The organism is Asanoa ferruginea (assembly GCF_003387075.1).
GTDB lineage: Bacteria > Actinomycetota > Actinomycetes > Mycobacteriales > Micromonosporaceae > Asanoa > Asanoa ferruginea.
On the sequence record NZ_QUMQ01000001.1, the window covers coordinates 2459858 to 2486790 of the forward strand.

The 26933-nt window shown below is 70.9% G+C and carries 23 protein-coding genes; 16 read left to right on the top strand and 7 right to left on the bottom strand.

What is annotated here, in order from left to right; all coding sequences use genetic code 11:
- Positions 1–381 precede the first annotated feature (381 nt).
- Positions 382–705, top strand: a complete 324-nt coding sequence (locus DFJ67_RS11710; protein WP_116067907.1) for a hypothetical protein — start codon at positions 382–384, stop codon at positions 703–705.
- A gap of 912 nt (positions 706–1617) precedes the next feature.
- On the opposite strand, the gene DFJ67_RS11720 is transcribed toward DFJ67_RS11710, so the two are convergent.
- Positions 1618–2055, bottom strand: coding sequence for a hypothetical protein (locus tag DFJ67_RS11720; RefSeq protein WP_170215802.1), 438 nt, complete (start codon positions 2053–2055; stop codon positions 1618–1620).
- A gap of 64 nt (positions 2056–2119) precedes the next feature.
- On the opposite strand from DFJ67_RS11720, the gene DFJ67_RS11725 reads away from it, so the two are divergent.
- The gene (locus DFJ67_RS11725) at positions 2120–2812 is read left to right on the top strand and encodes an ArsR/SmtB family transcription factor (protein WP_116067910.1); all 693 of its coding nucleotides are present in this window, start codon (positions 2120–2122) and stop codon (positions 2810–2812) included.
- Here DFJ67_RS11725 and DFJ67_RS11730 read toward each other — a convergent pair.
- The gene (locus tag DFJ67_RS11730) at positions 2776–3921 is read right to left on the bottom strand and encodes a glycosyltransferase (protein WP_116067911.1); all 1146 of its coding nucleotides are present in this window, start codon (positions 3919–3921) and stop codon (positions 2776–2778) included. The two genes, DFJ67_RS11725 and DFJ67_RS11730, sit on opposite strands and share 37 nt — an antisense overlap.
- Complete coding sequence (locus DFJ67_RS11735; RefSeq protein WP_239097051.1) at positions 3918–4859, bottom strand: glycosyltransferase family 2 protein; 942 nt, start codon at positions 4857–4859, stop codon at positions 3918–3920. Before DFJ67_RS11735 ends, DFJ67_RS11730 begins: the two co-directional genes overlap by 4 nt.
- Before the next feature lie 264 nt (positions 4860–5123).
- Between DFJ67_RS11735 and DFJ67_RS11740 the strand changes: the two genes are divergently transcribed.
- Genes DFJ67_RS11740 through DFJ67_RS11750 form a run of 3 tightly spaced genes read left to right on the top strand, consistent with a single transcriptional unit; the run spans position 5124 to position 8567 of the window.
- Complete coding sequence (locus DFJ67_RS11740; protein ID WP_116076065.1) at positions 5124–6419, top strand: glycosyltransferase family 4 protein; 1296 nt, start codon at positions 5124–5126, stop codon at positions 6417–6419.
- Complete coding sequence (locus DFJ67_RS11745) at positions 6416–7987, top strand: glycosyltransferase (protein ID WP_116067913.1); 1572 nt, start codon at positions 6416–6418, stop codon at positions 7985–7987. Before DFJ67_RS11740 ends, DFJ67_RS11745 begins: the two co-directional genes overlap by 4 nt.
- Positions 7988–8024: 37 nt before the next feature.
- Positions 8025–8567 carry a YbaK/EbsC family protein gene (locus tag DFJ67_RS11750; protein ID WP_116067914.1) on the top strand — a complete coding sequence of 181 codons (543 nt, stop codon included), beginning with the start codon at positions 8025–8027 and terminating at the stop codon, positions 8565–8567.
- A gap of 29 nt (positions 8568–8596) precedes the next feature.
- Here DFJ67_RS11750 and DFJ67_RS11755 read toward each other — a convergent pair whose 3' ends face one another.
- From DFJ67_RS11755 to DFJ67_RS11770, 4 genes are all read right to left on the bottom strand, one after another.
- Entirely contained in the window at positions 8597–9235 is a 639-nt protein-coding gene (locus DFJ67_RS11755; RefSeq protein ID WP_116067915.1) for a DsbA family oxidoreductase, read from the bottom strand.
- Between the two features lie 19 nt (positions 9236–9254).
- Positions 9255–9674, bottom strand: a complete 420-nt coding sequence (locus DFJ67_RS11760) for a SufE family protein (RefSeq protein ID WP_116067916.1) — start codon at positions 9672–9674, stop codon at positions 9255–9257.
- 87 nt (positions 9675–9761) lie between these two features.
- Positions 9762–10166, bottom strand: a complete 405-nt coding sequence (locus tag DFJ67_RS11765; RefSeq protein ID WP_170215807.1) for a CBS domain-containing protein — start codon at positions 10164–10166, stop codon at positions 9762–9764.
- A 51-nt stretch (positions 10167–10217) separates the two neighbouring features.
- Positions 10218–11984: a proline--tRNA ligase gene (locus DFJ67_RS11770; RefSeq protein ID WP_116067918.1), complete on the bottom strand. Its 1767-nt coding sequence runs from the start codon at positions 11982–11984 to the stop codon at positions 10218–10220.
- A gap of 117 nt (positions 11985–12101) precedes the next feature.
- On the opposite strand from DFJ67_RS11770, the gene DFJ67_RS11775 reads away from it, so the two are divergent.
- From DFJ67_RS11775 to DFJ67_RS11825, 11 genes are all read left to right on the top strand, one after another.
- Positions 12102–12878 (top strand): SGNH/GDSL hydrolase family protein, encoded by a 777-nt coding sequence (locus tag DFJ67_RS11775; RefSeq protein WP_116067919.1) that lies wholly within the window; start codon positions 12102–12104, stop codon positions 12876–12878.
- A gap of 35 nt (positions 12879–12913) precedes the next feature.
- The gene (locus DFJ67_RS11780) at positions 12914–14194 is read left to right on the top strand and encodes an aminotransferase class V-fold PLP-dependent enzyme (RefSeq protein ID WP_116067920.1); all 1281 of its coding nucleotides are present in this window, start codon (positions 12914–12916) and stop codon (positions 14192–14194) included.
- Between the two features lie 25 nt (positions 14195–14219).
- Positions 14220–15128 (top strand): sulfurtransferase, encoded by a 909-nt coding sequence (locus DFJ67_RS11785; protein WP_116067921.1) that lies wholly within the window; start codon positions 14220–14222, stop codon positions 15126–15128.
- A gap of 111 nt (positions 15129–15239) precedes the next feature.
- The gene (locus DFJ67_RS11790) at positions 15240–15854 is read left to right on the top strand and encodes a TetR/AcrR family transcriptional regulator (protein ID WP_116067922.1); all 615 of its coding nucleotides are present in this window, start codon (positions 15240–15242) and stop codon (positions 15852–15854) included.
- A 64-nt stretch (positions 15855–15918) separates the two neighbouring features.
- Positions 15919–17256, top strand: coding sequence for an acetyl-CoA carboxylase biotin carboxylase subunit (locus DFJ67_RS11795; RefSeq protein ID WP_116067923.1), 1338 nt, complete (start codon positions 15919–15921; stop codon positions 17254–17256).
- A gap of 139 nt (positions 17257–17395) precedes the next feature.
- Positions 17396–18532 carry a RodZ family helix-turn-helix domain-containing protein gene (locus DFJ67_RS11800; protein ID WP_116067924.1) on the top strand — a complete coding sequence of 379 codons (1137 nt, stop codon included), beginning with the start codon at positions 17396–17398 and terminating at the stop codon, positions 18530–18532.
- A gap of 296 nt (positions 18533–18828) precedes the next feature.
- Positions 18829–20319 carry a chaplin family protein gene (locus DFJ67_RS11805; RefSeq protein WP_170215809.1) on the top strand — a complete coding sequence of 497 codons (1491 nt, stop codon included), beginning with the start codon at positions 18829–18831 and terminating at the stop codon, positions 20317–20319.
- Between the two features lie 108 nt (positions 20320–20427).
- Positions 20428–21957 carry an acyl-CoA carboxylase subunit beta gene (locus DFJ67_RS11810; RefSeq protein WP_116076067.1) on the top strand — a complete coding sequence of 510 codons (1530 nt, stop codon included), beginning with the start codon at positions 20428–20430 and terminating at the stop codon, positions 21955–21957.
- Between the two features lie 21 nt (positions 21958–21978).
- Positions 21979–23121: an acyl-CoA dehydrogenase family protein gene (locus DFJ67_RS11815; RefSeq protein WP_116067926.1), complete on the top strand. Its 1143-nt coding sequence runs from the start codon at positions 21979–21981 to the stop codon at positions 23119–23121.
- 46 nt (positions 23122–23167) lie between these two features.
- Positions 23168–24619 carry a fascin domain-containing protein gene (locus DFJ67_RS11820; RefSeq protein WP_116067927.1) on the top strand — a complete coding sequence of 484 codons (1452 nt, stop codon included), beginning with the start codon at positions 23168–23170 and terminating at the stop codon, positions 24617–24619.
- A gap of 89 nt (positions 24620–24708) precedes the next feature.
- Positions 24709–26913: an MMPL family transporter gene (locus DFJ67_RS11825; protein WP_239097052.1), complete on the top strand. Its 2205-nt coding sequence runs from the start codon at positions 24709–24711 to the stop codon at positions 26911–26913.
- Positions 26914–26933: the final 20 nt, after the last annotated feature.

The following is a 26933-nucleotide window of genomic DNA, read 5'->3' on the forward strand; positions in this document are numbered from 1 at the left end:
GTGTGCCTGCCGAGGTATCCCTCCCCCCTTGGGCGCCGCCCGGAGAGTGCCGGGATGCCGGGTCCTGGCACGGGCTGCGACCGCGGCTCGGCTCGGCTGGGTTCGGTCCGGTTCGCGACCGTGCCGCCGGCGAACCGCCCGGCACGGCGCCCGACGCGATAAGCGACAGGACGCGGCCGGGTTGGCCGAACCGCTGCCCCGACTCGCATCTGGGGCGGCAGATCTGTCAACAAGAAGATCGACTTAATAGATGTGGCGCCCCGGATCGGACTAGGCCGTGTTGCCAAAGGCAGCTGGTGCACCCCATTGTCGGGTCGGACGCCCGTCTGGTGATGGCTATGCGCACAATGACGGTTTCCCGTTGTCCCGAAGGACTGAGCCGTGGCCGACCGACCTGAGATTGTCTGCATCTGCGGCTCCGCCCGCTTCGGGGCCGAGATGAGCGCGGCGAACCGGGAGCTGACCTTCGCGGGTGTCATCGTCGTCGCGCCAGGCGTATTCCTGCGCGCCGAGGATCACGAAGCAGCCGAGGTGCTCACCGACGAGCAGAAGACCGCGCTGGGCGCCCTCCACCTGCGCAAGATCGACCTGGCTGACCGGGTTCTGGTCGTCAACCCGGGCGGGTATATCGGCGAGTCCACGAGCAGGGAGATCGCATACGCCCGCGCCACCGGCAAGCCGATCTCGTTCACCGATCCTGTCTGAGATGAACCCGCTGATCACGCGATCGGCCCCGCCCGTGGCGGGTTGACCAAGACGCACCTGGTCGCCGACGGCAAGGGGCGGGCGCTGCGGACACGACCATGCACAGAGCCGCGAGCCGGCTGCGGACGGGCCACAGGGCGGCTGGTCTCGACGTTGAGGTCGACGCCCGGCGGCACGTCGCGTTCGGCATCGACTGAGAGCCGGCCCGACACGCTCGAGAAGATCCGCGTGCCCGGCGCGACCGGGCAGCCACGTCAGCCCCCGGCCCTGCGGCTGGTGGACAGGGGCTACCCAGGGCTAACCGGCCTCGTGTCGCGAGCGCGGCATCGCCACGACGATCCCGGAACGTGACGACCAGATCGCTCACCCGCCCGCGGTGGCGCCATCGCCGCGAACAGCGGTGCCAACGGCCAGCGGCGGCGCGACGCGGTCGGTCCAGCGGCGGCGCGACGCGGTCGGTCCGGCGGTGGCGCGACGCGGTCGGTCCGGCGGTGGCGCGACGCGGTCGGTCCGGCGGTGGCGCGACGCGGTCGGTCCGGCGGTGGCGCGACGCGGTCGGTCCGGCGGTGGCGCGACGCGGTCGGTCCGGCGGTGGCGCGACGCGGTCGGTCCGGCGGTGGCGCGACGCGGTCGGTCCGGCGGTGGCGCGACGCGGTCGGTCCGGCGGTGGCGCGACGTGATCGGTCCAGTGGTGGCGCGGCGCGGTCGGTCCAGTGGTGGCGCGGCGCGGTCGGTCCAGTGGTGGCGCGGCGCGGTCGGCCCTGCCGCGGTAGGTGCCGTCCGGATAGGGATCGCCGAATGCGACCTCGCCCCCCGATCGACTGTGGTCACGAGCAGCGGCAGCGGTACCGAAGCCGTAACGTCGTCGAGCGCTGCTCGCGATGCGGTCAAACAAGACCGCCCGCAACCCGGCTAGTCGGTGCCGTCGAGCATGCGGGCGTAGTAGGTGATGTTCGAGACGTGCTCGACCACCGCGCGCAGGCTCCACGCGTCGTCGGTCTTGCGGTCGAGGGCTTCCGGGTCGAGCGCCAGCAGCCTGGCCCGGTAGCAGGCGGCCAACCGGGTCAGCCGGCTTCGGGCCTCGTCGAGGTCGACCTCGGTGAAATGGGCGAAGTCGGCGTGCGTGGTGACTGTCCGGCCGTGCCACTCGTCGGGGATGGTCGGCAGACCGGCGAGTCGGCAGTCGATCTCGGCGAGGTGGTCGACCAGGTGGTCGGCTACCCGCCGGATCGCCTTGTGCGGGGTCCAGGCGTTGCCGTCGCGATAAACCGGGCGGCCGTCCCATCCCAGCCAGCTGGCCGCGCGGGCCAGCACCTCGTCGACCGCCTGCGGAATCAGTTCAGTGATCATGGAAGGACCGTAGGTGCGGAACAGTTCGGGCCGGGCCGAACTGTTCCCGGCCTAGTGTTGGCCGATGACCACCGATGTCGACCTGACGGCGGTCGCCCGGCTGATCGCCGAACCGGCCCGGGCGGCGATGCTCGACGCTCTGCTCTCCGGCCAGGCCCTGGCCGCCGGCGAACTGGCCCGCGCCGGCGGTGTGCGGGCCTCGACCGCGAGCGGCCACCTCAGCCAACTCCTCGACGGCGGCCTGATCACGGTCACCCACAGCGGCCGCCACCGCTACTTCCGGCTCGCGTCCGCGGATGTGGCCCACGCGCTCGAAGCGTTGGGTGCGATCAGCCCGCCGCGGCCGATCCGCTCGCTGCGGCAGTCGCGCACCGATGAGGCGATGACGTTCGCCCGCACCTGCTACGACCATCTGGCCGGCGTCGTGGCGGTCGCCCTGGTGGACGCCTTCGTCGACCGGTCGGTGCTGGCCGCGGGCGGTGACGGCTTCACGCTCACCTCGGCCGGCGCCGAGGCCCTGACCGACGCCGGCGTCGACATCGCCGGGGCGCAGGCCAGCCGCCGGGCGTTCGCCCGGTCGTGCCTCGACTTCACCGAGCGCCGGCCACACCTGGCGGGCGCGTTGGGTGCTGCGGTCTGCGACCACGCGCTGGCGGAGGGCTGGTTCGTCCGGCGGGCGCCGGGCCACCGCGCGCTGCGGATGACCGACGAGGGCCGCCGTCAGCTGGAGAAGCGCTGGGACATCACGCTCTCGTAGAGGTCTTCCAGCAACCGGGTCTGCGTCGCCAGGTCGAAGTGCGCTTCCGCGTTGCGCCGGGCCTGCGAGCCCAGCCGGACCCGCAACTGCTCGTCGGCGAGCAGCCGCCGGATGCAATCCGCCAACCCGGCCGGGTCGCCTTCCGCCACGAGGAGACCGGTCTCTCCGTGTGACACCGCCTCGGGGATGCCGCCGTGATAGGTCGAGACGACCGGAACGCCGAGGCGCTGCGCTTCCAGGATGGTGGTCGGCAGTCCTTCGGCGTCGCCGTTGGCCGCCGTCTTGGACGGTGAGGCGAACACGTGCGCGGCGGCCAGGCTCCGGCTGACCGCGGCCGGATCCTGCGCGCCCAGGAACGTCGCGTCCAACCCCAATGCCGCCGCCCGCCCGCGGACCGTCGCCTCCATCGGGCCGCTGCCGATGAACAGGGCCCGGACTCCGTCGAGCTGGCCGAGCGCCTCGACCAGGTCGTCGATACCTTTCTTCTCCACGAAACGGCCGACGAAGACGACGTCCCACTCCTTCTCTGCAGCCGCAGCCGCAGCCGCTGCCGCGGCCGCCGGCGCGGTGGGTGCGGGCACACCGATGTGGTGTACGCGCACCTTCGCCGGATCCGCGCCGAGCTCGATCGCGCGCTGGCGGATATGTTCGGAGACCGCGAGCACCAGGGCCGCGCGCGAGAACGCCGAGCGCAGGTTGCGGCGATAACGGAAGCCGCGTGCGCCGCGCGCGTTCGCCTGGCGGGTCACGTCCTGCCCGTGCAGGGTGATCACCAGCGGCACGCCGAGGCGCACGGCCGACCGGCTGATCAGCCAACCGTCGCCGCCGAAGTGGGCATGGACCAGCCCTGGGCGCATTCCGGCCAGCAGGTGGTGCACCCGCGACGACCGGCCGAGCGCGCGGAGCCGCAGGAACGCGCGCCGCCCGCCGGCCGAGTTCGGGTAGGCCGTCACGTCGGTGTCCCGGGCGATGACCGAGTCGAACTTGAGCGCGCCCAGGAACGCCGGTCGCCAACGGGTCAGCGCGTCGGCCTGGTTCCGGATGAACGTCTCGGAGCCGGGCAGCAGAAGACTCCGCCAGATCACGACGACCTGGTCGGCGGCCGTCACGACGACTGCACGAGCGGCGCGGGACTCCGGCGCCCGAGCACGAAGTCACGCAGGCCGCGCCGGACCCGCGGCGGAACCGCCCAGATCTGGAGGAAGGTCAGGTAGTCCAGCGGACCGGGTCGGCCGTGCGCGCGCGCCTCGGCGAGGATCTCGCGGAATACCCGGTAGCTGCGGGTGGTAGCCGCCATCGAGCTCAGGACGCTCATCGTGAAGGCGGCGTACGCCCGCGGTGTGAAGATCTCGCGGTTGGCGCGCAGCCACTCGAGCTGCGACTCCCACGGCATCTCCAGGCTGATCCGCTGCCGGCTCTCGTCCTGGTGCCAGACGACCAATGGCTCGGCGGCAATGATCAGCTCCACGTCGCTGTGCCGCACCGCCCGCAGGGTCCAGTCCAGCTCCTGCTGGCGGCGCAGTCCGATGGAGAACGGCACCCGGCGCAGCAACTCGGTCGGCGCCAGGATGGTCGAGGTCTGGATGAAGCCGTCGCCGTAGAACAGCCCGCGCCGCACGGTCAGGTATTCGCTGATCGGCTCGCCTTGGGCCGGCAGCCGCCTGGGCATGACGGAATCCGCCCGCGGCGTGCGGTTGATCAGCCGGCTCGCGATCACCGGCTGTGCGGCCCGGGCCTGCTTGGCCAGCCCGAGTTGCACTTCGAGCTTGTTGGGCAGCCACTCGTCGTCATCGTCGAGCAGCGCCGTCCATGCTGCCCGGGCCGCGCCGACACCGACGTTGCGGGCGTTCTGCGCGCCACCCTGCGCGGTCAGCGGCACCACCCGCACCCGCCCGTCGTCGATCACACCGAGCGCGGCGCAGGTCGCGTCGTCGGGACCGTCGACGACCACCACGACCTCGAGGTCGGGCACCGTCTGCGCCAGGACGCTACGCACGGCGCGGGTCACCAGGTCCGGCCGGGCGAAGGTGGGAATGACGACACTCACCTGCGGAGAGTGGGACATGAAATACCTGCTATCTCAAATATGAAGAGATACGGTTCCGGCGTACGCGAAGAATGTCGCCGAACGTTATTCGGCACGTGCGACCTGAAGGTGTACGAGCGGCAGCGACAACGTTTACGAGACAAAGACGCCGCACTGCACCAGCGGTCGGGGCGAAGATCCGACGTACACTCACCGACGTTTCGGGCCGGGACAAAGACGCCGGAGAATTGGATGACGAACCCCAGCACCGCGCGCCGTGTGGTCATGCTCGTGGACAACGGCGTCGAAGGCGACTCCCGGGTCCAGAAGGCCGCCCGGTCGGCGGCCGACGCGGGGTGGGACGTCACGCTGCTGGGCTGTTCGACGACCGGCGCGGAGCAGAAATGGCTGCTCGACCCGGCGCGGGTGCGGCTGCTCCCGATGGGCGGTGGCCAGCCGGCCCAGGGCCGTGGGCTGCGGGCCCGGCTGGTCGAGCGCGGAGGGCTGCCGTTGCGGGCGGCCCGGCTGGCGCGGCGGCCGGTCGAGCACGCCCAGGTCCGGTTCTGGCGTCGCGTGCACGGAGATGGCGCGTGGCGCCGGCTCGAACCTGGACTGTGGACCTACGAGCGGGTGTTCGGTCCGGTGATCGACGAGCTGGCGCCGGACCTCATCCACGCGCACGACTTCCGGATGCTCGGTGTCGGTGCGCGCGCCGCGCAACGCGCTCGGGCCGCAGGTCGCCCGGTCAAGCTGCTCTGGGACGCGCACGAGTTCCTGCCGGGCGCCAAGCCGAGGCGCGACAACGCCCGCTGGCTGCCGGCCCACCTCGGCTACGAGCGCGAATACGTCCCCTACGCCGACGCCGTGGTCACTGTCTCCGACACCCTGGCCGAGCTGTTGCGAACCGAGCACCATTTGGCCGAACTGCCCGCGGTCGTGCTCAACGCGCCCGCGACGACCCCCGCCGGCCCGGTGCCCGACCTGCGCGCGCTCTGCGGACTCGAAAAAACCACCCCGCTGCTGGTGTACGCCGGTTCGGCGACCGTCCAGCGTGGTCTGGGCACCGTGGTCGAGGCGTTGCCGCTACTGACCGGCGTACACCTGGCGCTGGTGGTCGGTGATCCGGCCAGCGCCTATGTGCGGCAGTTGCGCGCCACGGCCGGCCGGCTCGGGGTGGCCGACCGGGTGCACGCCGTCCCGTATGTGCCGCACGGACAGGTCTCCGCGTTTCTCGCCACCGCCGACGTCGGGCTGATCCCGATCCACCACTGGCCCAACCACGAGATCGCCCTGATCACGAAGTTCTTCGAGTATTCGCACGCCCACCTGCCGATCGTGGTCAGCGATGTGAAGACCATGGCCGAGACCGTGCGGACTACCGGGCAGGGTGAGGTGTTCCGGGCGCAGGACCCGGCCGACTTCGTGCGGGCGGTGCGGGCCGTACTCGCCAACCCGCACCGCTACCGGGCGGTCTACGACAAACCGGATGGGCCGCTGGCCGGGTGGACGTGGGAGGCGCAGGCCGCGCGGCTGGACTCGATCTATCGGCGGCTCTTGTCGGTCGAGGCCGGCGCCCGATGAGCACGCCCGAGGTGAGCCTGGTGGTGCCGGTCTTCAACACCATGCCCTACCTGACCGAGTGCCTGACCTCGCTGGTCGAGCAGACCATCGGTCTGGCCCGGATGCAGATCATCGCGGTTGACGACGGTTCGACCGACGGCAGCGGCGCGGAGCTCGACCGCTTCGCCACGCGCTACCCGGGCGTCTTCACCGTCATCCGCCAGGCCAACTCGGGCGGTCCGGCGGGGCCGTGCAACCGCGCCCTCGACGCCGCCACCGGTCGCTACGTCTTCTTCGTCGGCTCCGACGACCATCTCGGCCGGGAGGCCCTGCGCCGGCTGGTCGACGCGGCCGACGCCAATGACGCGGATGTGGTGCTCGGGAAGGTCGTCGGGGTGCACGGGAGGCACATCTACCAGGACATCTTCGCCGGCAACCAGACCGACGTCGACCTCTTCGACTCGCCGCTGCCGCGTTCCCTGGCCAACACGAAGCTCTTCCGGCGCGAGCTGCTCGAGCGGCACGGGATCCGCTACGACGAGGGTCTGCGGATCGGCAGCGACCTGCCATTCACGCTGGAGGCCTGCTACCGGGCGCGGCGGATCTCGGTCCTGGCGGACTACGACTTCTATTACGCCGTACGGCGGTTCAGCGCCACCAACATCACCTACCTCAGCCGGCATGCCCAGCGGCTGGCGACCGTCGAGTCGGTGGTGTCGTTCGTGGCCGACCTGATCGAGCCTGGCAAGCAGCGCGACGCCATCCTGCTGCGCCGGTTCGACCACGAGATCGCCCGGCTGCTCGAAGACGACTTCCTGCGCCTCGACCGGGACACCCAGCAGGCGGTGCACGCCGGCATCGGGCGGATCGTCGCCGACCATCTCACCGACGAGATCGCCGCCGGGTTGGGCGCGGAGACCCGCATCCGGCTGGCGCTGACCCGCGACGGCCGGCTCGACGACCTGCTGGCGGTGATCCGGCAGGACGCGGAGACCGGCGTGCCCGCGACGTTGACCGAGGACGGCCGGTCGTACGCGAGGTATCCGGGGTTCCGGGACGGGTCGCTCCCGGACGCCTGTTTCGACGTGACGACGTCGCCCGACTGGGGTGCGAAGCTCGACGCCACGGGGCTGGCCTGGGAGCGCGACGAAAACGGCGATCGCGTGCTGACCATCACCGCGCGGTCGCCCGCGCCGGACCTGGAGCTGCTGAGCGTGAGCGCCGAGGAGATTCCGGCCCGGGTGGACATCATCGCCGGGCCCGGCACCGTGCGGATCCGGCTGCGGGCAGCGGAGCTGCTCGCCGGCAGCGACCCGACGGGGCAGCGCAGGATCGTGTCGGCGCAGCCGGGGCCGCTCGACCCTGGGCGGGCGTTGGGCGCGTCGAGCGCGACCGGCGCTGCCGGGGCGGCCGCGGTGCGCGTACCGCGGCCGGTTCGGATGGTGCCGTTGTTGCGGCGGCGTGGTGCCCGGCTTTACGTGCTCACGCCGGCGTTGGACGCGTCCGGTCGGCTGATGGTCTCCGTCGTCCCCTTCACCGCGCAGCGGATCGCGGCGCAGCTGCGGCGGTTGCTGCGGCGCCGCCGGTGACCCGCACCGGGCGGGGCGTGCGAGGATCGGCGCTGTGATGGGAACGCTGAAGACCGAGGCGGCTCTGGCACGGGCCGACCTGCTGGCGAAGCCGGTTGTCGAGGCTCTGGAGAAGTGGCCCACCGATGCCGCGGTGCCGGTCGACGAGATCCTGGTCGCGCCGATCGATGCCGACCTCGCGGACACCGCCGCTTTCTGCGATGCCTACGAGGTCGGGCTCGACGTGTCGGCCAACTGTGTGATCGTGGCCGGCAAGCGCGGCGGCGACGTGCGTTACGCCGCCTGCCTGGTGCTGGCCACCACCCGGGCCGACGTCAACGGCGTCGTGCGGAAGCTGCTCGACGTGCGCAAGGCGAGCTTCGCGCCGATGGACGAGGCCGTGGAGCTGACCGGCATGGAATATGGCGGCATCACGCCGATCGGGTTGCCGGCCGACTGGCCGATCCTGATCGACTCGCGGGTCGCCGCCACGGCGCAGGTGATCATCGGGTCCGGGGTGCGGCACAGCAAGATCGAGCTGCCGGGTGCGGCGCTCGCGTTGCTGCCCAACGCCCAGGTGGTCGACGATCTGGCGCGCTGATGCCTCATGTTCCACGTGGAACATGAAGATCAACTAGCTGAGGCAGCCTCGCGCTTCTCGACCTCGGCCAGGACCTCGAGCAGGGTGGCCGGCTCCTGTGCGCCGCTGACGCCGTATTTGCCGGCGAAGACGAACATCGGCACCGCGGTGACGCCGAGGTCGCGTGCCTCGGCCAGGGCCGCGCGCGTCTCGTCGGTGCCCTCACCCGAGTCGAGGTAGGCCTTCGCCTCGGCCTCGTCCAGGCCGACGGTGCCGGCCAGCCGGGCCAACTCATCGTGTGAGCCGACGTCGACGCCGTCGACGAAGTGGGCCTGGTAGAGCGCCTCGACCAACGCTTCGGACTTGCCGACCTGGTCGGCCACGCGGACCAGCCGGTGCGCGTCGAACGTGTTGGCCGTCAGCGACTTCGCGAAGTTGAGCTCCAGGCCGTCGCGGAGAGCGGTCTGGGTGGTCTGCTCGGTGATCTGGCGGGCCCGCTCCGGGCCACCGAACTTGCGTGCCAGCGCCTCGATGGTCGGTTCCGGCCGCGGCACGGGGGAGGGGTCGAGCTGGAACGGGCGGTAGCGCACGGTCACGTCGCCGGGGTAGGACTCGAGGGCCTTCTCCAGCCGGCGCTTTCCGATGAAGCACCAGGGGCAGACGACGTCGGCGTAGATTTCGATCTCCACGCCAACGGCAACCCGCGACTCAGGCGATCTGTTCCCGCACCTGACGCTTCAACCTTGCCAGGATCGCGCTGCCGCCGCGTACCCGCAGCGGGCTGATCGCCTGCGCCAGGCCCATCTGCTGGTAGAGGTCGTCGGGCACCGAGAGCACCTCGTCGGCGGTCGCGCCGGCCAGGCCTTCGGACAGGATGCCGGCGAAGGCCCGTGTCGTCGGTGCCTCCGGCGGGCAGTCGAACCAGGTGGTCACCGTCTTGTCGTCGGCCACTTCGACCTTGAGGAAGAACGGCGTCTGGCATTCGGGGACGGGCTCCATGCCGGCGTGGTCGGCCAGTTCGGCCGGCAACGGCGGCACCGCGTCGGAGTATTCGAGCAGCATCTCAAGCACGACGTCACGCGGCGCGGTGCGGAACTCGTCGACGATCTCGGCCAGCTTCGGTGGCATGGCCTCTACGTTAGGCCCTGTTTCAGGACTGCGGTCAGGCGGCGCCTGGGCCCGCCGCAGCCCGGCCTCAGTCCTGAAACAGCGCCTTTAGTTGCGTTGGACGGAAACGGCCGTCTCGTGGATCACGGCCAGGTCACCCATCGCGATGATGCCGACGAGTTGGCGGTCGGCGTCGGCGACCAGGACCCGCCGGACGGCCCGCTGGCGCATCAGGTCGGCGGCCTCCTTGAGGGTCGCCGACTGCTCGATGATCACGATCTCGCGGACCGCGACCTCGCCGAGCGTCACCGCCGACGGCTTGCGGTTGGTGGCCACCGCGCGCACGACGATGTCGCGGTCGGTGGCCATGCCCGCCAGGTTGGCGCCCTCGGTCACCACGACGTCACCGATGTCTGCTTCGGCCATCGCCCGGGCGGCCTCGTCGAGAGGGGTCTCCGACGGTAGGTAGACGATCCGCTTGGTCATCACATCCGAGACACGCACAGTCCCCACGGCCCCTCCCGGTCCCCCTCGTGTAGCGGCGGTAGACCGGCCGCCGCTGCGCTAAGCCGACGGTACGCCGGAAATGCCAGCGCGCGACGCAATCGCCTCAGCAAGCGTCTCGACGGGAATGTCCTCCCGCTCGCCGGTTGCCCGGTCTCGCACCTCGACGTATCCCTCGGCGAAGCGGCGGCCGACCACGACCGCGATCGGGACGCCGATCAGCTCGGCGTCGGTGAACTTGACCCCGGGCGAGACCTGCGCCCGGTCGTCGACCAGCACCCGCACGCCCAGGCCCGAAAGCCGCGACCCGAGCGCCAGCGCGCCGGCGATCTGGTCGCCCTTGCCGGCGGCGATCAGGTGCACGTCGACCGGCGCGATCGAGGCCGGCCAGACCAGGCCACGCTCGTCGTGATGCTGCTCGGCGATCGCCGCGACCGCCCGCGAGATGCCGATGCCGTAGCAGCCCATGGTCGGCCGGACCGGCTTGCCGTCGGCACCCAGGGCGTCGATCGAGAACGCGTCGGTGAACCGGCGGCCGAGCTGGAAGATGTGGCCGATCTCGATGCCGCGGCGCATGGTCAGCACGCCCGTGCCGCACCCCGGGCAGGGGTCACCGGCCCGCACCTCGGCGGCCTCGATCGTGCCGTCGGCCACGAAGTCGCGCCCGTGTGTGACGTGCACCGCGTGCCGGCCGGCCTCGTTGGCGCCGGTCAGCCAGGCCGTGCCGACGGCGACACGGGGGTCGACGAGGTAGCGGATGCCGAGCCCGGCCAGCACCTGCGGCCCGATGTAGCCGCGGACCAGCGACGGAAGCGAAGCCCAGTCGTCGAACATGTCGACCGTGGCGGGCGCGATGACCGCGGCGAGGCGCTTCAGGTCGACCTCACGGTCGCCGGGCACGCCGATCACCAGCGGTGCCGGCTTGCCACCGGGTGCGGTGACCGCCAGGACGACGTTTTTGAGGGTGTCGGCGGCGGTCCAGTCGGCGCGGTCGCCCAGCCGGCGCTCGTTGGCCAGCGCGACCAGCGACTCGATGGTCGGGGTGTCGGGCGTGTCATGGCTGGTCGCCGCCGGTTGCGCGGCGGGGTCGCGGGCGGGCGCCGGCGGGGTCACCACGGCCTCGGTGTTGGCGGCATAGCCGCAGTCGGCACAGCCGACGTAGGTGTCTTCGCCAACCGGCGTCGTGGCCAGGAACTCCTCCGACGCCGTGCCGCCCATCAGCCCGGACTGCGCCGCGACGATCGTGTAATCCAAACCCAACCGATCGAAGATCCGTTGGTACGCGTCGCGCAGCGCCGCATACGCCGCCTCCAGGCCGGAGTCGTCGAGGTCGAACGAGTAGGCGTCTTTCATCAGGAACTCGCGCCCGCGGATCAGCCCGGCCCGCGGCCGCGTCTCGTCGCGGAACTTGGTCTGCACCTGGTAAAGCAGCACCGGATAATCGCGGTAGGAGCTGAACAGGTCGCGCACCAGCAGCGCGAACATCTCCTCGTGGGTGGGCGCCAGCAGCAACTCGGCACCGCGCCGATCGGTGAGCTTGAAGATGTCGTCGCCGTATTCGGCCCAGCGCCCGCTCGTCTCGTAGGGCTCGCGCGGCAGCAACGCCGGGAACTGCACCTCCTGGCCGCCGACCGCGGCCATCTCCGCGCGGACCACCTCGGTGATCCGGTCGAGCACGAGCTTGCCGAACGGCAGCCAGGTGAAGCCGCCCGGCGCGGCCCGCCGAATGTAGCCGGCCCGCAGCAGCAGGCGGTGGCTGGCGACCTCGGCGTCGGCCGGGTCTTCGCGCAAGGTGCGCAGAAAGAGCGTCGACATGCGGAGCAGCATTTTCAGAGCCTAGGAGAGTGATGGAAATCGAGTCGAGCCGTTTTCTCCCAGCGCACGCGAGTGACGTTGCCGACAACGGCGGGTACACGGGGGTAGGCACGATGCCAAAATGCGGTCGTGCAGTGGCGCAGTTACGTGGCGGTCGGTGACAGCTTCACCGAGGGGATGGACGATCCCTATCCCGACGGCACCTACCGCGGCTGGGCCGATCTCGTCGCCTCGCGGTTGGCCGTCGACGCGCCCGAGTTCCGCTACGCCAACCTGGCGATCCGCGGCCGGCTGTTTCCCAACGTGGTCGCCGAGCAGGTGCCGGTCGCGCTCGCGATGAAGCCCGACCTGATCAGCTTCGCGGCTGGCGGCAACGACGTGCTGCGCCGGTCGTTCGACCCCAACGTGCTGGTCGCGCGCTTCGACGCGGTGATCGGCGAGTTGCGGTCGACCGGCGCCGACGTCGTGGTGTTCCGGTTCGCCGACGTCACCGCCCGGCTGCCCGGCCAGAAGATCATCGGTCCGCGTACGGCGTTGCTCAACCGCGCGGTCGGCGAGACGGCGGAACGGCATGGCGCGCATCTGGTCGACCTGTTCGTCGACCACGAGTTCTACAACCCGGTGATGTGGGGCCCGGACCGGCTGCACCTCTCGCCCGCCGGCCACCGCCGGGTGGCCGGGCACGTGCTCACCGCCCTGGGTGTGCAGTCGGATCCCGAGTGGATGGTGCCGCCGGAGCGGCTGCCGTCGGCGCGCTGGCTGGCCGCCCGGGCCGCCGACGCCGCCTGGGCCGGCCGGCACCTCGCGCCGTGGGTCAAGCGCCGGCTGACCGGGCGCTCGTCCGGCGACCTGATCACCGCGAAGCGACCCGACCTCACCCCGTTTGGCCTGCGCAACGCCGAGTGACCCGCGTGTGATGTTGGCGGTGTTCACTGTGCTCTATGGCACAGCTCAGCCGCCGGGGTCTGCTGGGTGCTACCGCCGCGGTCGGCCTCCTGGGCGTCGCGGCGTGTGACGGCCCGGCAGCGCCCACCGCGCCGCGACCGTTCGATCCGGGCGACTGGGCCAGCGTGCGGGCCCAGTTCGACCTCGCACCCGACGTCGCACACCTGTCGACGTTCGTGTTCGCGCCACACCCCGCGGCCGTCCGCGCCGCGATCGAGCAGCACCGGGCCGGCCTCGACCGCGACCCGATCGGCTACCTGCACGCCAACGAGGCGACGGCCGAGGCCCGGGTGGCCGGCGCGGCGATGAAATACCTGGGCACCGGGGTCGACCGGGTGGCGTTCACCGACTCGACCACGCTGGGCCTCGGGCTGCTCTACGGCGGGCTGCGGCTCGCCGCCGGTGACGAGGTGCTGACCAGCAAGCACGACTTCTACGCCACCCACGAGGCGCTGCGGTTGCGGTCCGAGCGTGACGGGGTCACCGTCCGCCAGGTCGAGCTCTACGCCGACCCGGCGACGGCGGGCGTCGACGAGATCGTCGGCAAGCTGGTGGCCGCGGTCGGGCCGCGCACCCGGGTGGTCGCGGTGACCTGGGTGCACTCCAGCAACGGGGTCCGGCTGCCGATCCGGGCGATCGCCGACGCCCTCGCCGGCCGCGACGTGCTGCTCTGCGTCGACGGCGTGCACGGGTTCGGCGCCCTCGACGCCGCGCCCGAGAGCCTGGGCTGCGACTTCCTGGTCTCGGGCTGCCACAAATGGCTGCACGGCCCGCGCGGCACCGGGCTGATCTGGGGCTCCGAGCGCGGCTGGGCCCGGTTCAGCCCGAGCGTCCCGTCGTTCGACGGCCGCAGCCTGACTGGCTGGATCACCGCGAGCCGGCCGATGGTCCCGCCGGGTGCCGCGGCGACGCCCGGCGGCTATCACAGCTTCGAGCACCGCTGGGCCCTCGCCGAGGCCTTCCAGCTGCACGACAGCATCGGGCGGGCCCGCGTCGCCGGCCGGGTCCGCGACCTCGCCACCCGGCTCAAGGCGGGGCTGGCCGGCATCGGCGGGGTCACCCTGATGACACCGCGCGACCCGGAGCTGTCGGCCGGGGTCGTCTGTTTCACCGTGGGCAACGTGACCGCCGACGAGGCGGTCGGCCGCCTCGCCGTGGCCAAGGTGGTCGCCAGCGTCACCCCCTACCGCACCTCCTACGTGCGGCTCGGCGCGAGCATCGCCAACAGCGAGGATCAGGTCGACGCCGCAGTGCGCGCCGTTCGTGACCTGGTGTGACGGCGACGGGTATAGCGTTGCGCTTATGTCCGTTTCCAACGACCCGGACCCCCGGCTCCAGACCTACGCCGACCCGCACTCGCTGGTCACCACCGAGTGGCTGGCGGAAAACCTGGGGCGCGACGGCCTGGTGGTCGTCGAGTCCGACGAAGACGTGCTGCTCTACGAGTCCGGGCACATCCCCGGCTCGATCAAGGTCGACTGGCACACCGAGCTCAACGATGAGCTGACCCGCGACTATGTCGACCCGGAGGGCTTCGCCGCCCTGTGCTCGGGCAAGGGGATCAGCCGCGACGACACCGTCGTCTTCTACGGCGACAATTTCAACTGGTGGGCGGCGTACGCCCTGTGGGTGTTCTCCCTTTTCGGCCACCCCGACGTGCGCCTGCTCGATGGTGGCCGGCAGAAATGGGTCGCCGAAGGGCGCGAGCTGACCCGCGACCGCACCCAGCGGCCGCCGACGCCCTACCCGGTGCCGCGCCGCGACGACGCCCGCATCCGGGCCTTCCGGGAGCAGGTGCTGGCACACATCCAGGCCGGCCGGCCGCTGGTCGACGTGCGCTCGCCCGACGAATACACCGGCAAGCTGCTGGCCATGGCCGACTACCCGCAGGAGGGTGCGCTGCGTGGCGGCCACATCCCGGGCGCGGTGAGCAAGCCGTGGAAGGCGGCGGCCAACGACGACGGCACCTTCAAGTCGGCCGACGAGTTGCGCGGCATCTACGCCGACCAGCTCGGTCTGTCCGAAGGGGACGACATCATCGCCTACTGCCGGATCGGTGAGCGCTCCAGCCACACCTGGTTCGTGCTGCGGCACCTGCTCGGCTACACGCACGTGCGCAACTACGACGGCTCGTGGACCGAGTGGGGCAACCTGGTGCGGTCACCGATCGTGCGTGGCGAGGAGCCCGGGTCGCTGAAGCGCGGAACGTGACGTGCGGCACGCGAAACCGTCGGACAAATCACCACACAACCCCCCTAATTACTGGACAAAATTCAAGATCACGCCACCTTGTTGGTCTTGACAGCTGGCTAGGCTGGCCACGTGACGCTGGAACAACAAGCGGACCCCGCCACCCCGAGTGCCGCGTCCACCCCGCCGAAGCGCCGATCCCGGCGCGACGAGATCCTCGAGATCGCGGTCGGGCTGTTCGCCGCGCGGGGGTATCACGGCGTCTCCATGGACGACATCGGGTCGGCGGCCGGGGTCACCGGCCCCGCGCTCTACCACCACTTCGCCGGCAAAGAGGCGATGCTGGTGGCCGCGCTGATCCCAGTCAGCGAGGGCCTGCTGGCCGGCGGCCGGGAGCGGGTCGCCCGACACCCCGGCGAGGCCGCCCTGGCCTCCCTGGTCGAGTTCCACGTCGACTTCGCGCTGGCCAACCCGGCGGTGATCGCCCTGCACCTGCACGAACTCGACCGGATGCCCGAAGACCCGCGCCGGCAGATCCGCCGGCTGCAGCGGCTCTACGTCGAAGAGTGGGTCAAGGTCCTCACCCGGATCCGTCCCGAGCTCACCGCGCCCGAGGCCCGGGTGCTCGCCCACGCCGCGTTCGGCCTGATGAACTCCACCCCGTTCCTGGGCGGCGAGGTCAACCGGGAGCGCCTGGCCGACCTGCTCCGGGTCGCCACGATGGCCGCCTTGCGCGACACCGCCTGAGCAACCACCGCAGGACCATTTATCCTCCAGCCGGGCAGTGCCGCCCGCCGAAAGGGGAGTCCTGATGATCGAGTCTCTGCTGGTCGCCAACCGTGGCGAGATCGCGCGCCGGGTGATCCGGACGGCCCGCCGGCTCGGTGTGCGCACGATCGCCGTCTACTCCGAGGCCGACGCCGACCTGCCATTCGTGGCCGAGGCCGACGAGGCCGTGCTGATCGGCCCGGCCAATGTGGCGCAGAGCTACCGCAACGTCGAGGCGATCCTGCAGGCGGCGAAGAGCACCGGCGCGCAGGCCGTACACCCTGGTTATGGGTTTCTGTCGGAGAACGCCGAGTTCGCCCGCGCGGTCGAGGCCGCAGGGCTGATCTGGGTCGGTCCCGGCCCCGAGGCGATCAGCGCGATGGGCGACAAGATCAACGCGCGCAACCTGATGGCCGCGGCGGGCGTGCCGGTCGCGCCGGGCACCACCGACCCGGCCGCGTCGGTCGACGCCGCGGTCGAGGCGGCCGCCGGCATCGGCTACCCGGTGATGGTCAAGGCCGCCGCGGGCGGCGGCGGCATGGGTATGGGCGTCGCGAACGACGAAGAGGCGCTGCGGACCGAGTTCGCGAAGGTGCGGGCCTTCGCCGAGCGGATGTTCGGCGACGGCGCGGTGTTGATCGAGCGTTACTTCCCCCGGGTACGCCACGTCGAGGTGCAGATCCTCGGCCTGGCCGACGGCACCGTGGTGGCGCTCGGCGAGCGCGAGTGCTCGGTGCAGCGGCGCAACCAGAAGCTGGCCGAGGAGTCGCCGTCGCCGGCGGTCACCCCCGAGCTGCGGGCCCGGCTGCTGGCCGCGGCGGTGCGGGCCGGCGAGGCGGTCGGCTACCGCAACGCGGGCACCGTCGAGTGCCTGCTGGAGCCGGCGACGGGCGAGTTCTTCTTCCTGGAGATGAACACCCGGCTCCAGGTGGAGCACCCGGTGACCGAGCTGGTCTACGGCGTCGACCTGGTCGAGGAGCAGCTCCGGGTCGCGGCCGGCCTGCCGCCGGCGTTCGACCCGGCCGCGCTCACGCCGCGTGGTCACGCGATCGAGCTGCGGGTCAACGCCGAAGACCCGAAGCGCTTCCTGCCCGGTCCGGGCGTGATCAGCACCTGGGTCGAGCCGACCGGCGAGGGTGTCCGGGTCGATTCGGGGTACGCCGCAGGGACGACAGTCACCCCCTTCTACGACTCATTGATGGCCAAGCTCGTTGTCTATGGCGACGACCGCGCGCAGGCGCTGGAGCGGGCCCGGGCCGCGGTCGCCGGGTTCGAGATCGTGGGTCCGAAACAGAACCTGCCGTTCTTCGCCGAACTGCTCGACCAGGCTGAGTTCGTCTCTGGTGACTACGACACGGGCATCGTGCGCCGCATGCGATAAGTCACAGGATGACCAATTTTTCCCATTCACCTGCGTGACCCGCTCCAAGCCAGTTCGTTACCTAGAGCAGTGGCGGTCATAACCGGTCAAATCAGGCCGGACCGCCACTACTAACGAACCGGCGAGCGGAAGGCCAACCATGATTCGGTCGGGGGTCGAGCGCAAGCAGCGCACGGCGCCGCGGCGGGTCCTGGTCCGGACGCTCGTCGTTGGTGGTCTCGCGGGGGCGGCTTGGCTGCTGTCCGCGTCGGCGGCGCAGGCCGCTGGTGCGGAACCGGTCGCCGATCACGGTGCGGGGTCCGTCCTCGCACCGCTGACCGGGGTACTGGAGACCGCGAAGCCGGTGTTGAGCACGGCGACCGGCCTGCTCGGCGACGCGCTGGTGCCGGTGACGGCACAAACGCCCGTCGAGCGACCGTTGTCGACCGGCCGGACCACCGCACAGCGGGTCATCTCGGATCCCGCCGCCGTCGTCGCGCCCAGCACGACGGCACAACGCTCCATCGTCATCGCGGGCGCGGCACCGGCAGCGAAGCCGGACCACACCGCCGCCCGTACGGCCGTCCGCCTCAGCGCCCCTGACCGGGCGCCGAGCCGCTCGGCGGACCGGCCCGGACCGCGCACCAGCGGCCTGGCCGGCACACCTGGACTGGTCGCTCCGCTCGGGGTAACCCGTGCGCTGGCCGTCCCGGGCGCCCTGCTTACCCCGGTGGCTCAGGTCGCCCTGCCGGTTCTCGCGCCGGTGACCGCGCTTCTCCGCCCGTTGACATCGATGCTGCGGCTTGTCGCGGCACCGCTGTTCAGCACGGTGGGCGCGGTGACCCGGACGGTGACCGGCACCCTGTCCGGCCCTCGCGGCCGGCCAATCCCGGCTGTCACGCCCGTCGGCGTCGTCGGCGTGCACGGACGCGTGTCATCCCGCACGCCCGGCACGACCGCTGCTGGTTCGGCCAGCGTCGCTGAACCTCGGGCCACTCACACCGGGGCAAGCACCATCCGGCAATACGTCGGCCTGCCGGAGCGGGTGGCTGCGGCCGCGTCGCACCGGAAGAACGGCGAGACGCCCGGCCAGCCCTATCCCGCTCCCACGCGGGGCGAGGGCAGCGCGTCGGGTACCCCGGCCAGCGGGTCGGGGTCGCCGGCGGGAGGTGGTGCGTTCGCCACCGTTCCCTCGTCGGTCGTGGGCAGCATGGTGGCCTTCCAACTGTTGCCTAAGCCGGCCGACAGTGCGGTTCCCCGGCACGACGCCGAGAAGCCGACCGTCTCACCTGACTAGTGATGAGGACCTGCACCGTCCGCGACGGGCAGGAGCCACAGCCCCACCCGGGCCACACGGTCCGCGGTAGCGCGGCAGACCAGGAAATCCGATGACCGCTCTGACTAGCGGTGAGTTCCTGGCCGGACATCACGAACGACACCTGGGCGCAAGTCGACAGGCGGAGTCAGGACCCATCACGGCACCGTCGCGCCCGGACAAGGCGACACCACAGCAACACCCTCTTACTGACATTCCTTGAAAGGTCACTTCACCCAATGAAGACTTGGGTTCGTAAGTCCATCAGCGTTGGCGTCATGGCCGCGGGTGGTCTCCTGGCGACGCAAGCGGCGGCGCAGGCCGACGTCGTCACCACCAACAACTACGGCGCACTCAACGGCACGCAGGTCGTGGTTCCGATCCAGGTGCCGATCGACGTCTGCGGCAACGCCATCGCCATCATCGGTGGCGCCCAGGCAGCCTGCGACGGCGGTGCGATCGCGGTCAACGAGAGCGCGCACACCACCGAGGCCGACATCGTCTCCGCCAACAACTTCGGTGCCCTCAACGGCACCCAGGTCGTGGCCCCGATCCAGGTCCCGATCAACGTCTGCGGCAACGCGGTCGCCCTGATCGGTGGGGCGTTCGCGTCCTGCGACGGCGGCGCCGCCGCGATCAACGGTGGCGGCTCGGACGACGACCGCGACCCGCACCACGACGGCTACGGCTACGACGACAAGAAGGGCCACGGGGGCGGGGAAGACTTCGTCGCCATGGCCGAGGGCAAGTACAAGGACGACCAGGGCAAGAAGCACCACGGCAAGGGCGCCTTCGCCGACGGTGGCGGCAGCAACATCGTTTCGTCCGGCAACTACGGGCTGCTCAACGGCACCCAGGTCGTCGTGCCGATCCAGGTTCCGATCGACATCTCGGGCAACGCCATCGGCCTCATCGGTGGGGCGTTCGCGTCGTCCACCGGCGGCGCCGCGGCGATCAACGAGAGCGCTCGGGCCGAGGGCTACGACCGTGGCCACGACACCGAAGTCAACATGATCAGCGCGAACAACTTCGGGCTGGGCAACGGCACGCAGATCTACGCGCCGATCCAGGTGCCGATCAACGTCTGCGGCAACGCGATCGCCCTCATCGGCGGTGCGTTCGCGGCATGCGACGGTGGGGCGATCGCCTTCAACGGCGAGAGCGCGCACGCCACCGAGGGTGCACACGAGACCGAGGCCAACCTGATCAGCACGAACAACTTCGGGCTGCTCAACGGCACTCAGCTCTACGCCCCGATCCAGGTTCCGATCAACGTCTGCGGCAACGCGATCGCCCTCATCGGCGGCGCGTTCGCGTCCTGCGACGGTGGCGCACTCGCGATCAACGAGAGCGCCAGCGCCCAGGAAGAGGCCCTGCCGCTGGTCGGCTCGCTGCCGCAGCTGCCGGTCGTCAACGGCCTCCCGGTCGTTGGTGGGCTGACCCAGAGCGCCGCTCCGGCCGCCCCCAAGATGGCCGACGCTCCGGGCGCCCGCTCGGGCGCCACCGAGGGTGACGACTACGACAACGACGACAACGACGGTCGTCACGGCAAGCACGGCAAGAAGCACGACGACCGCGGTCCCCGTGGTGGCGCCATCGCCGCCAACGGTGGCGGCAACATCGTCAGCTCGAACAACTTCGGCGCCCTCAACGGCACCCAGGTTGTGCTCCCGATCCAGGTCCCGGTGAACGTCAGCGGGAACGCGATCGGCATCATCGGTGGCGCCTTCGCGCAGAGCACCGGTGGCGCGCTGGCCCTGAACGGCTGATCTATCGCACATCGCACCACAGGGGCCCCCGCTACCCGCGGGGGCCCCTTCGCATGCCCGGGTGTAGTAACCTAACGATCGTTCAGTAGCGTGGGCGAAGGGGTCGGTGTGGCACTCGACGACGAAGAGCTCGAGCAGCTCGGCAAGCGGGTCCGTGCCGGTGGCGCGGAGCGCTACCACGCGGCCAACGCCGCCAAGGGCAAGCTGTTCGCCCGCGAGCGGGTCGCCCGCCTGGTCGACGAAGGCTCCTTCGTCGAAGACGGGCTCTACGCCAACGCGCTGGCCGAAGGGCTGCCAGCCGACGGCGTGCTCACCGGCCAGGCCATGATCGACGGCCGCCGGGTCTGCTTGATGGCCAACGACTCGACGGTCAAGGCCGGCTCCTGGGGCGCCCGCACCGTCGAGAAGATCATCCGGATCATCGAGCGGGCCTACCAGTCCGGCCTGCCGATGGTCTACCTGGTCGACTCGGCCGGCGCCCGGATCACCGACCAGGTCGACCTGTTCCCCGGCCGGCGCGGCGCCGGGCACATCTTCTGGAACCAGGTCCGGGCCTCCGGCTCGATCCCGCAGGTCTGCGCGCTGTTCGGGCCGTCGGCGGCGGGCGGTGCCTACATCCCGGCGTTCTGCGACGTGGTCGCGATGGTCGACGGCAACGCCAGCATGTATCTGGGCTCCGACCGCATGGTCGAGATGGTGACCGGCGAGAAGACCACGCTGGAGGCGATGGGCGGCGCGGCCGTGCACACCCGTGAATCCGGCGTCGGCCACTTCCTCTGCAAGACCGAAGACGACGCGCTCGAGACGGTCCGCCGCTACCTGTCCTACCTCCCGGGCAACTACACCGAGCAGCCGCCCGCCACCACGGCGGCCAGCGCGCCCGACGTCGACCTGGCCGCGCTGGTGCCGGCCAGTGAGCGGCAGGCGTTCGACATGCGCCGGTTCGCGAAGGGCCTGCTCGACGAGGGCTCGTTCTTCGAGATCCAGGCGCTCTGGGCCAAAGAGCTGACGATCGGTTTCGGCCGCCTCGACGGCCAGGTGGTCGGCGTGGTCGCCAACAACTCGATGTTCAAGGGCGGCGTGCTCTTCGTCGACTCGGCCGACAAGGCCACCCGGTTCGTCCAGCTCTGCGACGCGTTCAACGTGCCGCTGCTCTTCCTCGCCGACGTGCCCGGCTTCATGGTCGGCACCGCGGTGGAGAAAGAGGGCATCATCCGGCACGGCGCCAAGATGATCACCGCGATCGCCGAGGCCACGGTGCCGAAGATCTGCGTGGTGGTGCGCAAGGCCTACGGCGCGGGCCTCTACGCGATGGCCGGCCCCGGCTTCATGCCCGACGCGACGATCGCGCTGCCCACCGCGAAGATCGCCGTGATGGGCGCCGAGGCCGCGGTCAACGCGGTCTACGCCAACAAGATCGCCGCGATCGAAGACCCCGAGGAGCGGGCGGCGTTCGTCAGCGAGCGCCGCGACGCCTACGAGCGCGACATCGACATCGTCCACCTCGCGAGCGAGTTGGTGATCGACGCGATCGTCACACCCGACCTGCTGCGCGCCGAACTGGTCGCGCGCTACGCGGCGGCCCACGGCAAGGACCGCCATTTCTCCCGCCGTCGCCACGGCGTAACCCCCGTCTAACAGGATCAAGGGAGCCGAGCCATGCTCAACGAGGAGCACGAGGCGCTGCGCGAGAGCGTGCGCGAGTTTGCCCAGAACGTGGTCGCGCCGGTGATCGCCAAGCACTACGACAACCACACGTTCCCCTACGACATCGTCGCGGCGATGGGCAAGATGGGGCTGTTCGGCCTGCCGTTCGCCGAGGAGCACGGCGGCATGGGCGGCGACTACTTCGCCCTCTGCCTGGCCCTCGAAGAGCTGGCCCGGGTCGACTCGAGCGTGGCGATCACCCTGGAGGCCGCGGTATCCCTCGGCGCCATGCCGGTCTACCGCTTCGGCACCGAGGAGCAGAAGCGCCGTTGGCTCCCGCCGCTGCTGCGCGGCGAGGCGCTGGCCGCGTTCGGCCTGACCGAGCCCGGCTTCGGCAGCGACGCCGGCGGCACCACCACCCGGGCCGTCCTCGACGGCGACGAGTGGGTGATCAACGGCGCCAAGGCGTTCATCACCAACTCGGGCACCGACATCACCTCGTTCGTCACGGTGACCGCGGTGACCGGCGTCCGCGCCGATGGCAGCAAGGAACTGTCGACCATCATCGTGCCGTCCGGCACGCCTGGCTTCACGGTGGCACCCGGCTACTCGAAGGTCGGCTGGTGCGCCTCGGACACCCACGAGCTGACCTTCGACAACGTCCGCGTACCCGCGGAAAATCTGCTCGGTGAGCGCGGCCGCGGCTTCGCGCAGTTCCTCCGCATCCTCGACGAGGGCCGCATCGCGATCGCCGCGCTGGCCGTCGGGCTCGCGCAGGGCTGCGTCGACGAGTCGGTGCGCTACGCCAAGGAACGGCACGCGTTCGGCCAGCCGATCGCCGGCTTCCAGGCCATCCAATTCAAGATCGCCGACATGGAGAAGCGCGCCCACCTGGGCCGCCTCGCCTACCACGACGCCGCCACCGAGATGCTCGCCGGCCGCGACTTCAAGCGCAAGGCCGCGATCGCCAAGCTCTACGCCAGCGAGAGCGCGGTCGACAACGCCCGCGACGCCACCCAGATCCACGGCGGCTACGGCTTCATGAACGAGTTCCCGGTGGCCCGCTTCTGGCGCGACTCGAAGATCCTGGAGATCGGCGAAGGCACGTCGGAGATCCAGCGCCTGGTCATCGCCCGCGATATGGGCATCGTCTAGCCGTTCGGGACTGCGGCGGCGAGCCATCGAGATCTATCCTGCGCGCGTGCGCATCAGGAAGCTCGCCGCCGCCACCGCGGCACTCGCCGGTTGTCTCAGCGGGATCGTCGCCGCCTCGCCCGCCAACGCCGCCCCCGCGGCACCGAAGATCGTCGGGTCCGCGTCATGCGACGAGGCCAGCAGCAGTTGGGTGGTCACGTGGACCATCACCAACGGCGGCGAGACGGCGGTCAAGGTCAATCAGGTCACCGCGTTCCCGATCGCGCCGATCACGAGCGTGACCGGCATCGCCGCGGGCGACACGCTGCCGCCCGCCGCGACCGGTTCGCTGACCGCGACGTCCACTGTGCACAGTTATGGCCCCGCCACCGAGACCCGGCTCAACCTGGTCGTCGAAGGCGGGCCCGCGGCGGGCTACCAGGCTGCGGTGAAACTGCCGATCATCTGCGGCACGCCGGTGCGGCCACGGATGACGTTCGAGTCGCGCTGCGACGACCTGCTGGTCACCGCGACCATGGCGGCGAGCGGCTACGCGGTGCCGCTCGACCTGCGCACCGACGGCAAATCGGTCGGCGGGTTCGTGGTGGAGCCCGGCGCCACGCGGTCGCAGGCCGTGACCCCGGCTCCGGCGCGACCGCTCGTCGTGGAGATCCCCGGCGTGGTGGCCCTGACGGAGGGCCGCTGGGCGCGGCCGTCCTCGTGTGATTCCTACTCGTCGCTGGGCAGGTTCCAGTTGTTCGCCAAGGCCAACAACCGGGATGTCGCGGCGCGCGATCAGGGAGAGCTCTACGCGCACGGCGCCAACCGGCGCGACCCTGATCTGGTCTTCGAGTTCTTCGACGTCGGCGGGGGCGATGTCGCCCTCCGCGCCCAGCTGCAGGGCAGGTTCGTGACGGTCGGCTCCGACGGCAAACTCCGTGCCAGCGGTCTGCGGATCGACGGCGACGCGCAGAAGTTCCGCATCGTCACCAACGCCGACAAGACGATCAGCCTGCGGTCCGAGCTCAACGGGAAATACGTCACCGCCGAACGGGCCGGTCTGCTGCCGCTGGTCGCCAACCGCACCGCCGTCGGCCCGTGGGAGTCGTTCACCCGCTACACGCCGGAGACCGCGCCGATCGGGATCCTCTCCTATGCCAGGGACAACTGGGTCAGCGCCGAGTCGGCGGGCAAGAAGCCGTTGATCGCCAACCGGCCGTCGCTCGGGTTGTGGGAGTTCTGGCAGATCGAAGACCTCGGCAACGGGTACGTGGCAATCAAGTCGCTGGTCAACGGCAAATACGTGTGCGCCGAGAGCGCCGGCACCAAGCCGCTCATCGCCAACCGCGCCGCCGTCGGGCCGTGGGAGACCTTCAAGCGGATCGAGAACGCCGACGACTCCGTGAGCTATGTGGCGGTCAACGGCAAGTATGTGACCGCCGAGTCCGCCGGCCGGAAGCCGCTGATCGCCAACCGCACCGCCATCGGCCCGTGGGAGAAGTTCTACGACAAGTACTAAACCCGACGCTAACCCCGGCCGAATGCCTGGTGACGTAGGCGGATCAGAGGTGCTTGCATTCCCCGGTACTCATCCGGGGAGGTCCAACCATGTTCGGTGCGCTCGGTCGGGCGATGGTTCGCTGGCGGTGGCCCGTGCTGGCCGTCTGGCTGGTGCTGCTGATCGCCGGCGCGGCCTTCGGCGGCAAGGTGTTCGACCGGCTCGCCACCACCGACAACCTGCGGCCCGACGCCGAGTCGCAGCAGGCCGACCAGCGGGTGCAACAGCTCAAACCCGAGGGTGAGAAGGTCGTCGCGGTCATTCGCGACCGCGACATCTACGACCCGCCGCTGGTGGAAAACGTCCAGAAGATCGTCACCGAGATCAAGGGCATCGACGGCGTCAAGTCGGTCGACGACCTCTACGGCGCACCCGGCGGCCGGATCGGCGCCGACAACCGAAGCTCCCTTGTGGAGGTCGAGTTGCGGCCCGGGCTGCCCGACGCCCAGCGCGAGCGGGCCGAAGACCTGGTCGCCGCCGCCCTGCACCGGATCGACGCGCCGCAGGTGCTGGTCGGTGGCGAGAAGCTGGCCGAGCGGGCGTTCGCCGACCAGGCCATCCGTGACGCCGCTGTCGGCGAGAGCATCGCGCTGGTCGTACTCCTCATCGTGCTGGTGTTGCTCCTCGGTGGTTTCGTCGCCGGCCTGATCCCGCTCGCCGCGGCCTTCGCCTCGGTCGCCGCGACGCTGCTCGGCCTCCTGTTGCTGACCGCCCTCGGTGACGTCGGCGAGTTCACCGTCAACGTGGTGACGCTGCTCGGCATCGGTCTCGCGGTCGACTACGCGCTGCTGATGATCGCGCGGTTCCGCGAGGAGCGGGCGGCCGCACCGGAGGCGGCAACAGCTGAGCTGCTCGCCCGGGTCACCGCGACCGCCGGGCGGACAGTCGTGATTTCCGGCCTGGCCGTCGCCGCCGCGATGCTCGGGCTGTTCGCGTTCGCCGAGCCGCTGCTCGCGAGCATGGCGCTGGGCGGCGCGGTCGTGGTCGTGCTCGCCACCGTCGCCGGCCTGACCGCCGTGCCGGCGCTGATCGCGATCGGGCACCGGCGGATTCCGGAGGCCGGCGCCCGGCACCGGATCCTCGACCGGTTGCCGCGGCCCAAGCAGGCGTTGCTGCACCGCCTCGCGGTGGTCGCGCAGGGCAAGCCCGGCCCCGTCGCGCTCGCCGTCTCGGTCGGGCTGGTCGTCTTGTCGCTGCCCTTCGTGCTGGGCGCCAACCTGGGCAACTCCGACGCCCGAGCGCTGCCGGCCAGCAGCGAAGCGCGCCAGCTCTACGAGGTCGTCCAGCGCGACTTCAACGTCGACCGCGCCGAGCCGGTTGTCGTGGTGGTCAACAGCGACCCGGCGACCGCGGCCGTCCGCGACCTGATGAACCAGCTCAACACGATGCCGGGCGTGGTGTTGATGCAGCCGCGGCCCGACGTCACCGGGCCGGCGTCGATCATCGACGTCACTCCGAAGGGCGTGACCGCCGACCAGACCTCGCGCGACCTGGTGCGGCAGATCCGGGCCCTCAACACCCCGGTCCCGCTGCTGGTCGGCGGCCCGGCCGCGGAACTCGTCGACTATCAGGCCTCGGTCGCGAGCCGGCTGCCGATCGCGGTGCTCGTGCTGCTGCTGGTCACCGCGATCCTGTTGTTCGTGCTCACCGGCTCGCTGGTGATCCCGCTCAAGGCGTTGCTGATGAACGCGCTCACCCTGCTCGGCACGCTCGGTGTGCTGGTCGTGGTGTTCCAGTGGGGTGTCGGCGACGTGCTGCTCGGCTTCGACTCCTGGGGCGCGATCGACGTGACGACGCCGGTGCTGCTCTTCGTCTTCATCTTCGGGCTCTCGATGGACTACGAGGTCTTCCTGCTGGCCCGGATCAAAGAGGAATGGGACCAGCGACGCCGCAGCCGGCGCCCCGGTGCCGACGCCGCCGCCAGTGACCGCGCCGTGCTGGCCGGCATCACGAAGACCGGCCCGGTGGTCACCACCGCGGCACTGTCCATCTCGGTGGTCTTCCTCGGCTTCCTGCTCGGCGGGCTGACCGCGGTCAAGGAGATCGGCTTCGGCATGGTGGTGGCCGTCGTGCTCGACGTGACCGTCGTCCGCGGCCTGCTGCTGCCGGCGCTGATGAGCCTGCTCGGCGAGTGGAACTGGTGGTCGCCGGCCCCGTTGCGCCGGCTGCACCAGCGCTGGTTCCAGAGCGCCAGCGGTGCGCCGGTGCGGGCCACCGCGAGCGTCTCAACGGCCCGGGAGACGATTTCCACCTGACAACTACCCCTCATCTGTCG

What these genes read in the sequence shown, in the direction of transcription:
- DFJ67_RS11795 (WP_116067923.1), top strand. Translation starts at nt 15,919, where the DNA reads ATGATCGAGTCTCTGCTGGTCGCCAACCGTGGCGAGATCGCGCGCCGG.
- DFJ67_RS11720 (WP_170215802.1), bottom strand. Translation starts at nt 2,055, where the DNA reads ATGATCACTGAACTGATTCCGCAGGCGGTCGACGAGGTGCTGGCCCGC.
- DFJ67_RS11800 (WP_116067924.1), top strand. Translation starts at nt 17,396, where the DNA reads ATGATTCGGTCGGGGGTCGAGCGCAAGCAGCGCACGGCGCCGCGGCGG.
- DFJ67_RS11785 (WP_116067921.1), top strand. Translation starts at nt 14,220, where the DNA reads ATGTCCGTTTCCAACGACCCGGACCCCCGGCTCCAGACCTACGCCGAC.
- DFJ67_RS11815 (WP_116067926.1), top strand. Translation starts at nt 21,979, where the DNA reads ATGCTCAACGAGGAGCACGAGGCGCTGCGCGAGAGCGTGCGCGAGTTT.
- DFJ67_RS11725 (WP_116067910.1), top strand. Translation starts at nt 2,120, where the DNA reads ATGACCACCGATGTCGACCTGACGGCGGTCGCCCGGCTGATCGCCGAA.
- DFJ67_RS11780 (WP_116067920.1), top strand. Translation starts at nt 12,914, where the DNA reads ATGGCACAGCTCAGCCGCCGGGGTCTGCTGGGTGCTACCGCCGCGGTC.
- DFJ67_RS11805 (WP_170215809.1), top strand. Translation starts at nt 18,829, where the DNA reads ATGGCCGCGGGTGGTCTCCTGGCGACGCAAGCGGCGGCGCAGGCCGAC.
- DFJ67_RS11760 (WP_116067916.1), bottom strand. Translation starts at nt 9,674, where the DNA reads ATGCCACCGAAGCTGGCCGAGATCGTCGACGAGTTCCGCACCGCGCCG.
- DFJ67_RS11825 (WP_239097052.1), top strand. Translation starts at nt 24,709, where the DNA reads ATGTTCGGTGCGCTCGGTCGGGCGATGGTTCGCTGGCGGTGGCCCGTG.
- DFJ67_RS11770 (WP_116067918.1), bottom strand. Translation starts at nt 11,984, where the DNA reads ATGCTGCTCCGCATGTCGACGCTCTTTCTGCGCACCTTGCGCGAAGAC.
- DFJ67_RS11740 (WP_116076065.1), top strand. Translation starts at nt 5,124, where the DNA reads ATGCTCGTGGACAACGGCGTCGAAGGCGACTCCCGGGTCCAGAAGGCC.
- DFJ67_RS11750 (WP_116067914.1), top strand. Translation starts at nt 8,025, where the DNA reads ATGGGAACGCTGAAGACCGAGGCGGCTCTGGCACGGGCCGACCTGCTG.
- DFJ67_RS11745 (WP_116067913.1), top strand. Translation starts at nt 6,416, where the DNA reads ATGAGCACGCCCGAGGTGAGCCTGGTGGTGCCGGTCTTCAACACCATG.